This is a genomic window from Mesorhizobium sp. WSM4989 (assembly GCF_029625795.1).
Lineage (GTDB): Bacteria > Pseudomonadota > Alphaproteobacteria > Rhizobiales > Rhizobiaceae > Mesorhizobium.
The window spans coordinates 483,501-497,682 of record NZ_JARTVN010000002.1 but is presented as its reverse complement, the minus strand read 5'-3'; the positions used below and the strand labels follow the sequence as shown (position 1 = coordinate 497,682).

At 64.5% G+C, this 14,182-nt stretch carries 11 protein-coding genes; 7 read left to right on the top strand and 4 right to left on the bottom strand.

Features of this window, described 5'->3' with window-relative positions; translation table 11 throughout:
- Positions 1-181 precede the first annotated feature (181 nt).
- Positions 182-1,657, top strand: coding sequence for a hypothetical protein (locus tag P9217_RS15120; protein ID WP_278087173.1), 1,476 nt, complete (start codon positions 182-184; stop codon positions 1,655-1,657).
- Here the strand turns inward: P9217_RS15120 and P9217_RS15115 are convergent.
- Both P9217_RS15115 and P9217_RS15110 read right to left on the bottom strand, forming a co-directional pair.
- Positions 1,643-2,737 carry a glycosyltransferase family 4 protein gene (locus P9217_RS15115; RefSeq protein WP_127215209.1) on the bottom strand — a complete coding sequence of 365 codons (1,095 nt, stop codon included), beginning with the start codon at positions 2,735-2,737 and terminating at the stop codon, positions 1,643-1,645. The two genes, P9217_RS15120 and P9217_RS15115, sit on opposite strands and share 15 nt — an antisense overlap.
- On the bottom strand, positions 2,734-4,146 hold the full coding sequence (locus tag P9217_RS15110) for a lipopolysaccharide biosynthesis protein (RefSeq protein WP_278087172.1): 1,413 nt from the start codon (positions 4,144-4,146) through the stop codon (positions 2,734-2,736). Before P9217_RS15110 ends, P9217_RS15115 begins: the two co-directional genes overlap by 4 nt.
- A 238-nt stretch (positions 4,147-4,384) precedes the next feature.
- On the opposite strand from P9217_RS15110, the gene P9217_RS15105 reads away from it, so the two are divergent.
- The 3 genes from P9217_RS15105 to P9217_RS15095 all read left to right on the top strand — a co-directional run bounded on the left by P9217_RS15105 (position 4,385) and on the right by P9217_RS15095 (position 9,246).
- A complete protein-coding gene (locus P9217_RS15105) occupies positions 4,385-6,535 on the top strand; it encodes a GumC family protein (protein ID WP_278087171.1) in 2,151 nt (716 codons plus the stop codon).
- Positions 6,536-6,555: 20 nt separating this feature from the next.
- Positions 6,556-7,662 (top strand): cellulase family glycosylhydrolase, encoded by a 1,107-nt coding sequence (locus tag P9217_RS15100; RefSeq protein ID WP_067326246.1) that lies wholly within the window; start codon positions 6,556-6,558, stop codon positions 7,660-7,662.
- A 66-nt stretch (positions 7,663-7,728) separates the two neighbouring features.
- A complete protein-coding gene (locus P9217_RS15095) occupies positions 7,729-9,246 on the top strand; it encodes a hypothetical protein (protein ID WP_127246033.1) in 1,518 nt (505 codons plus the stop codon).
- A 41-nt stretch (positions 9,247-9,287) separates the two neighbouring features.
- On the opposite strand, the gene P9217_RS15090 is transcribed toward P9217_RS15095, so the two are convergent.
- Positions 9,288-9,464 carry a hypothetical protein gene (locus P9217_RS15090; protein WP_278087170.1) on the bottom strand — a complete coding sequence of 59 codons (177 nt, stop codon included), beginning with the start codon at positions 9,462-9,464 and terminating at the stop codon, positions 9,288-9,290.
- 897 nt (positions 9,465-10,361) lie between these two features.
- On the opposite strand from P9217_RS15090, the gene P9217_RS15085 reads away from it, so the two are divergent.
- Genes P9217_RS15085 through P9217_RS15075 form a run of 3 tightly spaced genes read left to right on the top strand, consistent with a single transcriptional unit; the run spans position 10,362 to position 13,206 of the window.
- Positions 10,362-10,916, top strand: coding sequence for a MaoC family dehydratase (locus P9217_RS15085; RefSeq protein WP_127215205.1), 555 nt, complete (start codon positions 10,362-10,364; stop codon positions 10,914-10,916).
- The gene (locus P9217_RS15080; RefSeq protein WP_127215204.1) at positions 10,913-12,070 is read left to right on the top strand and encodes a CaiB/BaiF CoA-transferase family protein; all 1,158 of its coding nucleotides are present in this window, start codon (positions 10,913-10,915) and stop codon (positions 12,068-12,070) included. The genes P9217_RS15085 and P9217_RS15080 overlap by 4 nt, the downstream gene beginning before the upstream one ends.
- A gap of 14 nt (positions 12,071-12,084) precedes the next feature.
- Positions 12,085-13,206 (top strand): extracellular solute-binding protein, encoded by a 1,122-nt coding sequence (locus tag P9217_RS15075; RefSeq protein ID WP_127847417.1) that lies wholly within the window; start codon positions 12,085-12,087, stop codon positions 13,204-13,206.
- A gap of 25 nt (positions 13,207-13,231) precedes the next feature.
- Here the strand turns inward: P9217_RS15075 and P9217_RS15070 are convergent, their stop codons facing one another.
- The gene (locus P9217_RS15070) at positions 13,232-14,068 is read right to left on the bottom strand and encodes an amidohydrolase (RefSeq protein ID WP_278087169.1); all 837 of its coding nucleotides are present in this window, start codon (positions 14,066-14,068) and stop codon (positions 13,232-13,234) included.
- Positions 14,069-14,182: the final 114 nt, after the last annotated feature.

Here is a 14,182-nt window from a genome sequence, read left to right as displayed (position 1 = left end):
CGCTAATCTTGCGTTGCATGGCAGTCCGGGCGGACGACCACAACCGCTTCGGGATCGCAAGTCGAAAATCATGCCGAAAAAGTAGAAATCCGGTTTTGCGTGTAACGCCGATGTAAGTATTTTCGGCCAGTCTCTCGTTCCTCATTGTTGGAAATCCGAGCAGGACATAGCCGCCCAAGACATGCTGGCGATCGAGGTCATCGTTCCGCAATCGGCGCCCCGCCATTGGCAGCGGCTCGCCATAGAGCGGCTGGAGGCGGACGGCCACGATGTCGCGGTGGCGCATCAGCCCGGGCCGGCGACCTGGCCGGCAGCGGCAAAAGCCGCCTTCCAGTTCGAGCAACGTCTTTTCCGCCGGCGCGGACCCCTTCTCGGCTCCGCGCTGCAAGCAATCCCGGCACGGCCCGGCAATCGCCCCCCCGCGCTGAGGCTCGATCTTGCCGGCGATGCGGCCTTGGCGAATGTTCCCACCATCGGCCTTCTTTTCGACGGATCCAGCGCCGATCTCTCGGCTGCAATTGCCGTCGCGGCCGGCAGGCTCCCGGTGATCGAGGCCGTGCTCGACGGGAAGACGGTGGTCGGCCAAGCGCGGCCCATGGTCGACAAGCGGGAATCCAGCGCACTCGGCACCGAGGACGTGTTCGCCCGCGCCATCACTCTGGTTCAGTCGGTCACCCGCGCGTTCGCGGCCGACCGGCTGCCACGAGGGGCAGTTGCTGAAATCCATGGTCGTGGCGAGCGAGGCGGGTTCACATCCGCCTATTTCGGCTCGGCGCTGCCGCGGCTCGGCCGGGAAGCGCTTCGGCGCGCGCGCTTCCGCCACGCGCATTGGCGTGTCGGCTATCGCTTTACCGATGCGCCGGGTGTCGCCGATACCGGCAAGCTCGGCACCGGCTGGTCGGTGCTGCCGGATCCGGGCGATCATTTCTATGCCGACCCGTTCCCCTTCTGGTGGCAGGGTCAGCCCTTCGTGTTCGTCGAGGACTATCCGCACGAGACCGGAAAGGCGGTCATTTCCGTTGTTCCGTTTGATGCGGATGGCGTTCCTGGCGAGCCTCGGGTCGTGCTGGAGGAGGCTCACCACCTCTCCTACCCGCAGGTATTCGAGCGCGACGGCGCGATCTGGATGCTGCCGGAGGCGAGCGCCGGCGGCAAGCTCACGCTCTACCGCGCCGCGGGCTTCCCGGACAGCTGGCTTGTCGAGACCGTGCTGGTCGAAGGCGAGATTTCCGATGCCACCTTGTTCGAGCATGAAGGCATGCTCTGGCTGTTCGCCACGGACCGTGACGGCCATGGAAGCACTTCCGACACGCTGGTGATTTTCTCCGCCCCCGCGCTTGCCGGTCCGTGGCGGCCGCATCCGGCGAACCCGGTCCTGATCGACCACCGCATGGCCCGCCCGGGCGGAGCCTTCGTGCGCAACCGCGACGGCCGCGTGCTTCTTCCGGTCCAGGACGGAACGCTGGGCTATGGCGGCGGGCTGGGCCTGTCGGAGTTGCTGGAGCTCAACCAGCAGACGGTGCGGCTGTCGCCGCCGCGGCCGATCGATGCGGCTGGCGACTTTCCTTATCCGAAAATCCACACACTCAATCGAGCCGGGCGCCTGGAAGTGATCGACGGGATCGCCGCCGTGCGCAAGCGGTCAGGCAAGCAGTAGCGCCTCGTAGCCCGCGCACATCCTGGCCGGCGAATACTTATCCCGCAGCCGCCGTCCCGCCTCCGAAAGCCTGGTCTTGGCTTCCGGCCGCGCAAACAGATCGCCAAGGCCCCTGGCCATGCCGGCAGCGTCGGCCTCGACGAAGAGTGCGGCGGGAGAGCCGTCCTCCGCGGTCAGCACCTCGCGCAAGACGTCGAGGTTGCTGGCCACAACCGGCAGCCCGGAAATGGCTGCTTCGACGCAGGCGAGGCCGAAGGTCTCCGTCATCGAGGCAAACGCATAGGCATCCCCGGCCGCGAGGAATTCGAAGATGCGCGTCGGCGGAACCTCGCCCACGAGATGCAGGCGGTCGGCAACGCCGCGGCTTTCGGCAAAGGCGACGAGCGCTTCGCGCTCCGGCCCCGCGCCTGCCAGCGCGACATGGACGTCGGGCAGTCGATCGAGCGCGCCGACAAGCGCGATCTGGTTCTTCATCCGCGTCAGTCGGCCCGATGATACGGCCAGCCAAACGTCCTGCGGCAGGCCGAAGGCGGCGCGCGCCGCTGCCTTGTCGAATTCCTCGCCCGGCGCGGGTACGCCGTGATCGATGCGACGCATGCGCCGCCGATAGGAGCGCGGATAGCGATCGAACTGCGCTTGAGTCCAGCCGGAATTGACGACATTCGCCTGGTAAAGGCCGACCGTGCCCATCAGCTTGTCGATTTGGGAGAGCAGCCCCATGACGCCCATGCTTTGCGGGGCACCGCTTTGGTTTGCGACGATGTGCCTGACGCCGGCCAGCCGGGCGCCGATCGTGCCGAAGATATTGCCATAGTGTTGGTAAGTGATGACTGCGTCGGGGCCTGCCGCGCGCAGATATCGCGCCAAGCCGACGGTCGCCCGGATCTGCCCGGGCAATCCGCGCGGTCTGTCCGTCAGGACGAAATCCACATTGGGATCGCGGTCATAGGCTTCGGTCTTGCGGTACATGAAGACGGTGCGTACCTCGTGCCCGCGCGCCCGCAAGCCCTCGCCCACCATGTCGGAGATGCGCTGCGCCCCCGCTGCTTCCGCCTGGGTCTGCACTTGGACGATCTTCACGTGCGCCCCTTCAGGAGGGCATGAGGCACCAGCCCGATCCTGTCCAGGGACAAGCCGAGGATCGACGGGTTGATGCCGATTCTGCGCCGGGCGATCAATACCCCGAAAGCCGTCCATGCGATGACGGTTCCGGCAATGCTGAGGGCCGCTCCTATGGACCCGAGGTAGTAAGTTGCCACGGCCGTCACGCAAAGTCCGACAACGTTGACGATGACCAGCACCTTGAAGAGCGCATGCTGCAGACCCGTCAACTGCAACAGGACTTCGATCGGGCCGCAAGCGGTGCCGAACGTCGCCCCGATGCCGAAGATGACGAGCGTCGCCCTCATGGTCGGCGTCGCATAGGCCGGATTGAAGATGGACAGGATGAAGTCGCCGAATATCCAGAAGGACGCCAGCACGCACAGCGCAATGGCCGAGCCGCCAAGCGCGGCGAGGCTGGTGATGCGCTGCACGTGAGCCCTGTCGCCGCTGTAGAAGGCCGCCGATATCTGCGGCGCCAGCGCCTGGTTGATGCCGTTGAGGGCAAGGGTCACGAAGCGCGTGGTCCGGTCCGCCACGAAGATCGCGCCTGCCGCCTCTGGCCCCAGGATCATCGCCACGAGCAGGGTGCTGACCTGGCCGAGCGCGGGCGGCAGCGAGGTGACGCCCCACAGGCCAAGCGTCACCGTCTTGAATTCCTGCTTTTGCCCTTCCGTGAGACCACCGCGATCTGCCCGCGTCGTGTCGCGCAACAGCACAATTGTTTGCGGGACGACCGACAGGATGAGCAGCAGCGCCGTCAGATATGTCGCCGCGATCGCATCGATCTTCACTTGCATGAAGTGCAGCGCCGCAACGGCGGCGATTGTCGCCGCGCGCCAAATGATGTCCCGCGGCAGCAGGCCCGATATCAGCGCGTTCTTGGCCCGGAAGGCGCCCGAGGTAAACTCCGACCAGCCGAGCGAGAACGACAGCACCGCCGCCGCCACGCATAGCGGCAGCCATTCCGGCGTTCCCCTGCCGACGAAGGGCAGGAATCCCACCACGATGATGAGCAGGCTGGTGCCGACAAGCCCGGCCAGCGCCACGAGAATGGCACGCGCCATCAGCCCGTGAGCCGAGCCGAGATCGCCCAGCCCGGCATATTGAGGCCAGAACCTGAGCACGGTGCTCTGCTGCCCCACCGAAGCGAAGAAGGAAACCAGGCTCGCGCCGGCATAGGTAGCGCTGTAAAGGCCGAACTCGCGTTCGTTCGTCACCATCGCCACGGCCACGAACATCAGGAAGGACAGGCCCGCGCTGGCAAGCTTGATGATGCCGGCCACGGCGCCGCTCTTGGCAAGCGCCGTGACCGACATGCGTATGTCGGTCGCCGGGCTGGCCCCTGCCCCGGGGGCGGCCTCGCGGTTCCCTTTATTGTCCTTCAACCTCGCCTCCTGAGACGATCGGCGATGGGCTACCCGCACCTACGACGACGCTCAAAACCCGATCCTGCATAAGCAAAATGCCGCAACCGCGCCAGCGCGAACGCTTCGCATGGTTACCGGCATCGCCAGCGCCGAGCGCATCGTCACGCCGCCAAGCTTAACGGATGGCTAACGATAATCCTTAATACTGTGGAGACGAGTGAGGTCGTGAAGTCGCGGCTCTCGACGAGGAAAATCGATGAAGCCAGCCAGTATCGACGAGCGCACTCTTACGCCGTTGTTCGACATAGGTGCAGTGTGGGCCATCCTTTGGGCGCGACGCGTGATGGTGCTTGCCATCGCCGGCGCGGCAGTGCTGCTGGCGCTCTCCTATCTTGCGGTGACCAAACCAAGCTATACCGCAACGGCCTCGATACTGATCGACCCCCGCGACACGCGCGCGACCAATTTCAACAACGTGCTTCCGGGGATCGGCTCCGACAGCGCCGCCATCGCCAGCCAGGTCTTCGTCATCCAGTCGCCAGACCTGCTCGGCGCCGTCTTCAAAAGCCAGAAGCTCGACAGCGATCCGGAATTCGCCGGCGGCGGCCTTGCTTCACGTCTGTTCGGAGCCGGCGCAAGCGCGCCGCAGGACGCCGCCTTCAAGCGCTTCCAGAGCAAGGTTTCTGTCGAGCGCGAAGGGCTGACCTACGTCATCAATGTCAGCTTCACGTCGTCGTCGCCGGAGAAGGCCGCGCGCATCGCCAATGCCATCGTCGATCAGTACCGGGCAGGCCTGGTGGGAGAACGCGAGAGCGCCAACAGCGACGTGAATACGCTGCTCACGGACAGGATCTCCGGCCTGCAGCAGGACGTCAGCGACGCCGAGCGGGCGGTCGAAGACTTCAAGACGAAACACAATATCGTCAATTCGACGGACGGCGGCACGCTGCAGTCGCAGCTCGATCAGCTGACGACGCAGCTGATCGCCGCCCAGGGCGACGCCGACCAGGCCAAGGACCGCTACAATCAGGCGCTGGCTGCGGGCAGTTCGCCGGCCGGGCTCGCCAAGCTTGCGGATATTCTTACCTCCACCTCGGCCATCAAATTGCGCGACGACTACAACCAGCGCGCCACCGAGCTTGCCAGCCTGCAAACCATGTACGGGCCGCGCCACCCGACCATCGGGCGGCTGCAGTCCGAGCTGGAGCGTTTGAAGCGGCTGATGTCCGCCGAGGCGGATCGCATAAGGCAGCAGTTGAAGGCCAGCTATGATCTCGCCGTGCAGAATGTCGGCAAGCTGCAGGACAAGCTCGAAGCCCTGCGCCAACAGTCGACGAACTCGAACATCGCGCAGGTACAGCTGCGGCAGCTGGAATCGAAAGCCCAGGCGGCGCGTGCCGTGCTCGACGACTATCTCAAGCGTGCACAGGAAACGTCGCAGATGCAGGGCGTGCAGACATCCGAAGCGCGCAAGATCGGCGTGGCTTCGCCGCCTGTCCAGCCGACATGGCCGAAGCCGGTCCTGCTTCTCTTGGTGAGCGCCGTTCTGGGGCTCCTCGCCGGATGCGGCCTCGCTCTGGCGCTTGGTCCGGTCCCGCAGCCGCAAGAGGACCCGCAGGCGCCGAAGGCGGCCGTGCCGGAGCCGGTCGTGGACCGTAAGGACAGCGCGCCGGTCAGCCCCCGGCCATTGCCGATGCCAGCCAATTTCGGCGAGTACCGTCTGCCCGGCGTCGCCGGTGGGACCGCCCATTCAAACATCAAGGCGATCAGGAAACAGCTCTTCCAGACCGGAAACGAAACGCTGTCGCTCGCCGTCCTGAAGATCATGCGGCAGATGGTCTTGCACCTGAACGACCACGGCAAACCGTTCGTCATCCTCGTGTCTTCGATCCACAGCAGTTTCGAGGCAAGGATTGCGGGCGCGATGCTGGGCATCGGAATGCAACGAGCCGATCAGAACGTGCTGATGGTGGAAATTGGCGATCGTCTGTCCAGCGCGACGACAGACGGAGCCGGTTTGTTCATCGATGGCGCGACCGGTCTGCAGACTGTCGTGTGCAGCTCAGTGGCGGAAAAAAGTCCTGGCGTTGCCGATCGCAACTCGTTCCGTGGCATTCTGGCCGAAGCCGGGAGCGCGTTCGATTTCGTCGTCGTGATCGCGCCCTCGCTCAATGAGAACGGCTGGAATCCGGAGCTCTTCGCCAAAGCCGATCTTGCGCTTCTGGCGCTCAGCCCCTCCGAGCAGCCTTCGGAAGCCGCCAGGCTGCTCGCGCAAAAATTCGGTGCCGGCCAGATCGGCCGCAGTGCCACTCTTGTCGTCGCGGCGGAAAGCGCGCGGCCAGCCACGGCGATCGACAGTCCGCGAGCGGCCGGCGAGCAGCGCCGCAGCGCCACCGTTCGGGGCTAGACCGTGGAGGCGGTGCATCGATGACATCGCCGCCCAAGGTGTCGAGGCGACAGGCGCTGGCCTTTGCCGCCGGAGCCGTTTTCGCCGCCTCCCCTCTGCCGCAATCCGCTGCGCTCGCGACGGCCGGCCAAGTTCCGTCGCGCGGCTTCAACCTTCCCGGATGGCTCGACCGAAACGATGGGCTTGCTCCCGCCACGGCCACGCTTGAGAAGCTGCGCCAATCAGGCTTCGAAACGATCCGGCTGCCGGTCAACGGCGATCTCGTCTCCAGCGGCGACCCGGCAACGCTTCGCCGCATCCAGAACGGGATCAGGGATCTTGTCGGGCTGGGCTTTTCGGTCCTCCTCGACATGCATCCTTCTGGCGAGCTTGTAGGAGTTTTTCGAAACGATCCCGAGGCGGCTGCAGGAAGAGTGCTTCAGGCCTGGACGGCGTTGCGTGCCGTCGTTGCCGATCTGCCTGCGGAGTGGGTCTATCCCGAGCTGCTGAACGAGCCACCGATGGAACGGAGCGCCTGGCTGGCGCTGCGGGAACGGATCGCCGCGGCGCTGCGGGCGAAATGTCCGCGCCACACGCTGGTCTGGGGACCGGCACGGTTTCAGGGCATCTGGGAAATCGCCGACGCGCCGCCGCTCGCCGACGACAACCAGATTGCCGCCGTTCACTATTACGCCCCCTTGGCCTTCACCCACCAGTGCGAGACCTGGGATGCCTCGCCGCTCGCCCGCATCGCGGACCTGCCCTTTCCCGCAAGCAAGGGAATGGCCCAGGTGAGCCGGCTTATCTCCAAACTGCGGTCGGCCGGCGACGAAGAAGCCGCCAACCTCGTTGAAGAGGAATTGTCGGCGCCTTGGACGGCCGCGCGGATCGGCTCCGATTTTGCCGATCTGGCGCGCTGGTCCACCACCAACGGCTGCCCGGTCATGCTGAACGAATTCGGTGTGCTCAACTTCTGCGTGGATGCCGAAAGCCGCGCCTCCTGGGTGCGCGCCGTGCGCAAGGCGGCTGAAGCGAACCATGTGGCATGGACCTATTGGGAGCTCGATCAGGGCTTCGGCTTCATCAGGAGCAGGCAGAGCGTCGAGGGCTTCGACGGCTCGATGATTGCCGCGCTCCTTGGAGGTTAGGCCGGAAATGGACGACAGGCGCCATCTACGCTTGCTGGGACAAGTGACGAGCGGAGCGGATCAGCGATGAGCACGATGCAGGTCTCTTCGCCCGTCAGACTGGGTTTGCCGGGCAGGGATACGCCCGAAACCTTGCTGCATGTCGGCACGGCCTTGCTTGTCGTTGCGCTCGCCGTCTCCGCATTTGCCGTGTGGACGCCGTTCGGGATTGCCGCAACATTCGTGCTGACGCTGATCGTTTCGAACGCGATGCCGGCGGGCGTTCCGGTGCTGATCATCTGCGCCTTTCTCTTTCAGAACCTCGTGGTCGCCTGGTTCACCCCCTACATTCCCGACAACGACACGTTCGACGCGCTGCGCGGCACCAACTTCATCATCCTGATGACAGCGTTCGGCATTTTCCTGGCCGCCTCATTTCAGTACCGCGTCCGCGCGCTGACCGAGTTGCGCCCGTGGCTGCTGCTGAGCATGGTCCTGTGCGGAACGATTTGTTTCTATTTCGCTCTCGGCGTCGTGCATGGCGACCCCAAGGACGCGGTCGTCTATTTCCGCAACACGATCACGCCGCTCGCCTGCTTCCACGTCGCGGTCCTCGCCGCCAGCCTTTATCCCGTCGATCTGCGCAAGAGCATGCTGTGGCTCGGCGCCGGCGCGATCGTCTATGGCTATGCGGAACTGACCTTCACCATGGATTTCCTCGGACTGTTCCACGGCGACCAATATGTCGAGCGCAGCATCTCGCGGCAGGTCGAGACCGGCGTGTGGGAAAAAGCGCTTCAGGAAACCGGTTTCGTTTACCGTGGGATCGAAGACGTGATGACCACGACCTTCTTCAACACGCCCCTGTTCAACGACATCCTGCCAAGCGTCTTCCGCATCGGCGGCCCGAACTTCCATCCGATCAGCTATGCTTACGCCTTAAGCATCATTTCGGCCTGGCTGCTCTTCAAAGGACGATGGGTGCTGCCTCTCGCGGCTCTGCCGCTGCTGCTCGTCATCGGCTCCAAGGGCGCGACCTTCATGCTTTTCGTCGCAATTGCCGTGCGGCTGATCTACAGTCCCTCCCGCGCCGGTCTGGCGCTCATGGCCGCGATGGCCCTGGCCGTGGTCTGGACGACGGCGGCGATCGGCTATGGCGCCACCCATGGCGACTATCACGTCCTCGGTCTGATTGCCGGCATGCGCGATTTCCTGGCCGATCCGCTCGGCCAGGGCTTGGGTCTCGGCGGCAACCTGTCGAGCACCAGCATCAATCTCAACTGGCAAACCGCCCAGGCCGAAGGCGCCGCCTCCGTGCCGGTCGAGAGCGCGGTCGGTGTCATGCTTTACCAGATGGGCGTGGGGAGCCTCGTCTTCTTCGGCTTCCTGGCGGCGCTGGCCGTGGCATTGCGACGGCAGCTTATCCAGACCGGCGACCCGGATTTCCTGTTCGGCTTTGTCGGCATCGTCACCATTTCGGCCAATGCCGTATTACAGGAGGAGGCTTTCTACTCCCCTCTTGCCCTCGCCTTCTGTCTGCTGCTCGTGGGCGTCTCGCTGGGAACACGCTGGCGCATGGCGGCAAGAGCCGAAGCGGCGGACTGACTTCGGATCGGCTGGGCTCCAGACCGGCTTCACGATTTCGTTCAGGAACCGAACAGCACCATTTCGGTGAACGTCAGGTCTCCCGGAGAAGGCGATTTCGGACCCTTGAAATACTTGATCCCCTTGTTCGGAAAATACCTGCCGGACAGACCGGGAACCGGGCCCATCGCATCGACGAGGCAAAGCAGCTGTCGGCGCCGCAGGAGAAAGCGGCCCACGACCCCGGCGCACCTGACCAGATCCGCGTGGGATCGGCAGTAGACGACCTGGCAGCACGACACGTGCCCATGCAATATCCGGCGCGGCTTCAGCACAAGCGGCAACGCCAGACCGTCGCAGACGCAGATCAGCGAAAGACAGCCCAACGCGGCGTGCTAGCGTAAGCACTGCGCCGACGATCCGGCCCGACTTCTCCAGGACGAACCCATATCGCGGAAAATCGACGACCGCTGGCCGCTGCGCCAGGCGGGTCAGCGCTTCTATCCAATAGCTCCTGCTGCGCTCCGGAAACCCCCGGTGCAGGCAATCCGCCACGCCTCCCCAATCCCTCTCGTCGAAGGGCCGGCAACCGATACCGGGAGGGAATGCGCCGAGAACCGCCATAATCGACTCAAGAAAAAGGCACCAAATATGTCGAGGTCCGGGTTATCCTGACGATCGATTACTAACGAATTACACCGCTATCGAAGCTAATTTTATTGGCCGGATTTGACGGGATCGTGCAGTGCTCCTCCGCCTACAATTTATCGTCGCATTACCCTTAGGCGGGTTACAATTGTAGAATTGACTAAAACAATCATTGGTTTTGTATGATTCGGGCCGGTGGCGGTCCTTCCTGGCAGAAGCGCCTCGCCATCCCGGCCGGCACAGCGGCGTTCGCCGTGACCCGGAAGTCCGCTGGCAACTGCCGGAAGTAGCCGCGCCTGGCGCTGTGCCTGCTGCATCCAAGGCAACTCCGAGTTCGATCGTGCAGGCGAAATTTCACCGGACCGGCTTGTGCGCAAATCTCATATGTGAATATAGTATTCACAAAAGAAGATTTGGAGGATCGATCGCGTCCGACTCCGGCTTGCCGGAGCGGTGCGGCCATTCTCCCGGAGCGGACGAACAGCGCAATGACCAGCTTCCCGCCCACCGTCGGCGTCGCTTCGACCTGCCCTGCCGACATGCCGCCCGATCACGCCTTGCTGCCGGTATGGAATGCCGAAAACTGGTTCTATGAAGATTGGCCAATCGGCCAGAAAATCCGCTCGCTCCGGCGCACTATGGCCGAAGGCGACAGTCATCTCTTCAACACCCTGGTGCTCGACATCCACCCTTATGTGCAGGACCAGATGTTCGCCGAGCGCGAAGGTATCTTCGGCAAGCGCCTCGTGGCGGGCGCGTTCGTTTTCTCGGCCGGGCTCGGTCTAGTCGCCACCAACTGCGTCAATGCCTTTTCCTACGGCTATGACAAGCTCCGCTTCATAAAGCCGGTCTTCATCGGCGACACCATCTATTCGATCCGCACCAACATGGAAAAGAAGCCCCGCTACAAGGAAATGGGGCTGATCCGCGCCAGCTATGAAGTGTTCAAGGGCGAAGGCGAGCTGGTGCTCTACTGCGAGCATCTGCAGACGGTGAAATACAAGGACCCGGCCGACTTCGCCGGCAAGACGGAGAAGCAATGATGGCCGCCGACCTGCCGCTGTCCGGCCTTGTCGTCGTCGACATGAGCCAGTTCCTGTCGGGACCTTACTGCTCGCTGAGGCTCCTCGACCTCGGTGCCCGCGTCATCAAGATCGAGCGGCCCGATGGTGGCGACCTGTCGCGCCGGCTCTATCTCAGCGACACCGAGATCGGTGGTGATTCCACCATCTTCCACGCCATCAACCGTGCCAAGGAAAGCTTTGCGGTCGATCTGAAGAACGAGGATGACCTTAAAGCGCTGCGCGGGCTGCTCGCCAAGGCCGACGTGCTGATCCAGAACTTCCGGCCCGGCGTCATCGAGCGGCTCGGCCTCGATTACGAGCATGTGCGGACGCTCAATCCGCGCCTGGTCTACGCCTCGATCAGCGGCTATGGCGAGGAAGGCCCGTGGGTAAAGCGTCCGGGTCAGGACCTGCTTGCCCAGGCGCGCTCCGGCGTCATGTGGCTGAACGGCGACGAAGATCAGGGTCCGGTGCCGTTCGGCCTGGCAATCGCCGACATGCTGGCCGGCGCCGCCTGTGCGCAAGGCATCCTTGCAGCACTGGTCCGGCGCGGCACCACCGGCGCGGGCGGCCATATCGAGACCAGCCTCTTCGAAGCGCTGATCGACCTCCAGTTCGAGGTGCTGACGACGCATCTCAATGACGGCCGGCGGCTGCCGCGCCGTTCGTCGTTCCATAGCGCCCACGCCTATCTGGCGGCGCCCTACGGAGTCTATCCGGCCAAGGACGGCTTCCTGGCGATCGCCATGACGCCGATCCCGAAGCTCGCCGACCTGCTCGAGATCGAGGCGCTGGCGCCCTATCGCGACCAGCCGGCGACCTGGTTCACGGCGCGCGACGAGATCAAGGCGATCATCGCGCAGCGCATCGCGCAGAAGTCGGTCGACGAATGGCTGGCGATCCTCGAGCCCGCCGACATCTGGTGCGCGAAGGTGCTGAACTGGAAAGAGGTGCTGGAAAGCGACGGCTTCAAGGCGCTCGACCTGCTGCAGACCGTGACGCGCGAGGACGGTGTTTCGATCGACACCACCCGGTCACCGCTCAGGATCGACGGCATGCGTGCCAAAGTCGAGCATGCGGCGCCGCGCGTCGGCGAGCACAGCGCAAAAATCCGCAAGGAGTTCGGCCTGTGACGACACTCAAGGGCATGACCTGGAACCATCCGCGCGGCTATGATCCGATGGTCGCCTGCTCCCGGCTTTGGCGGGAAAAGACCGGAGTCTCTATCGAGTGGGAGAAGCGCTCGCTGCAGGACTTCGAGTCCTTCTCTGTCGAAGAACTCGCCCGCGCCTACGACCTGATCGTCATCGATCATCCGCATGTCGGCCAGATCACCGCCGAGAAGTGCCTGGCCCCGCTCGACGTGCCCGGCCGCGAGGCGGAGCGCGAAGCGCTGGCGAAGGCAAGCGTCGGCCGGTCCTATCCGAGCTACACTTGGCAGGACCGGCAATGGGCCTTTCCGATCGACGCCGCGACGCAGGTGCAGGCCTGGCGACCCGATTTGATAGACGCCGCGCCGAAGATCTGGACCGAAGTGCTGGAGCTTGCCCAGCGTAGCCGCGTGCTCTTGCCGCTCAGGCCGCCGCACTCGCTGATGTGCTTCTTCACGCTTGCCGCCGATCTCGGCCGGCCATGTGCAGTCGAAAGCCCGAGCGATCTGATCGATCCCGATACCGGCGAGACCGTCTTCGAAATGCTGCGTGAGATCGCGGCACTCCTCGATCCCGAGTGCCTGACGATGGATCCGATTGCGGTGTTCGAAAAGATGGCCGAGGCCGGCTCGCGCATCGCCTGCGCGCCGCTGATCTATGGCTACGTGCCCTATGCCACTGCAGGCTTCCGGCCGAACCGGCTCTTCTTTTGCGACATGCCGACTGTGGGCGGCAACGGCCCGGTCGGCTCCGCGCTCGGCGGCACCGGCATCGCCGTCTCCGCCTTTTCCGCTGCCGGCGAGGAAGCGATCGACTTCGCCTACTGGATCGCCAGCGGCGACGTGCAGCGCGGCCTCTATGCCGCCGCCGGCGGCCAGCCCGGCCATGCCGCCGCCTGGGAGGACGAAGCCGTGAATGTCGCGACGGGCGACTTCTACCGCGGCACGCGGGCGACGCTGGAAGGCGCCTGGGTGCGCCCGCGCCACGACGGCTACATGGCGTTTCAGCAGGCGGCGTCCGATCGCCTCAACGAGGGTCTTGCCGGCCGGCAGGACGCCCCCCGCGTCGTCGCCGACATCAATCGCCTGTTCCGGCAGAGCTTCGCGGCGCCCCGCTAATACAGTCGGGCATCGGCCTTGCGGCTCACAGCCGCCAGAGCTTCTTCGCGTTGCCGGAGAGCAGTTTCGCGCGCTCGGTTTCGCTCGCCCCGGCAAGGAGCGCGTGCGTCGCCGCTACCCAGCCGAGCAGCCCGCCACCGAGCGTGCAGACCGGCCAGTCGCTGCCCCACACGACGCGATCCCAGCCGAAGCTGCCGATCGTGTGCTCGACATAAGGCCGCAGGGTCTCGACGGTCCAGCTCGCCGGATCGGCATAGGCGACGACGCCGGAGATCTTGCCGACGACATTGGGGCGCCGGGCGATCTCGGCGATCTGCTCGCGCCAGGGATGCTCGGCCTTGCCCCGGATGTCGGGCACGCCGCAATGATCGAGGACGAATTGCACGTCTGGCGCCAGATCGACCAGCGCGATCGCTTGGCTCATCTGTCGTGGCAGGACGCAAAGATCGAAGGTCAGCCCGCTGCCGGCGATGCGCCCGACGTTCTCGCGGAACAGAGCACCCTCGGAGACGTCGTCGGGCACGACATGCAGCACGCGACGGAATCCTTTGACAAATGGATCGCCCTTCACCTTGTCCAGCCAGTCGGCGAAGCCAGGTTCTTCCGGCCGGCACGACACGATCGCGCCCCGCACCAGGCTGCCCGGCTTCTTCGACAGTCCTTCGACAAGGGCTGTCTCGGCCGCGATATCGGCCGGGTGGACGTCGACTTCCATATGGAGCGCCAATTCTATGCCCGCGCGGCGCGCCTCGGTGGCGTAATCGTCGTGGGAAAAATCGCGGTCGAGGGCCGGCACGGCGGAAAGCCAGGGATAGCGTAGCGCCGCCCTGTCGATGAGATGCAGGTGCGTATCGACGATCATGGCTTCCTCCCTTGTCGCGCTATCCACGTGGCCCGAATTGCGCAGCGGCTTTTGCGCAAACGACATGCTTCAAACATCGTCTCGATCATTTCACGGGAGAATTCATCATTCAAA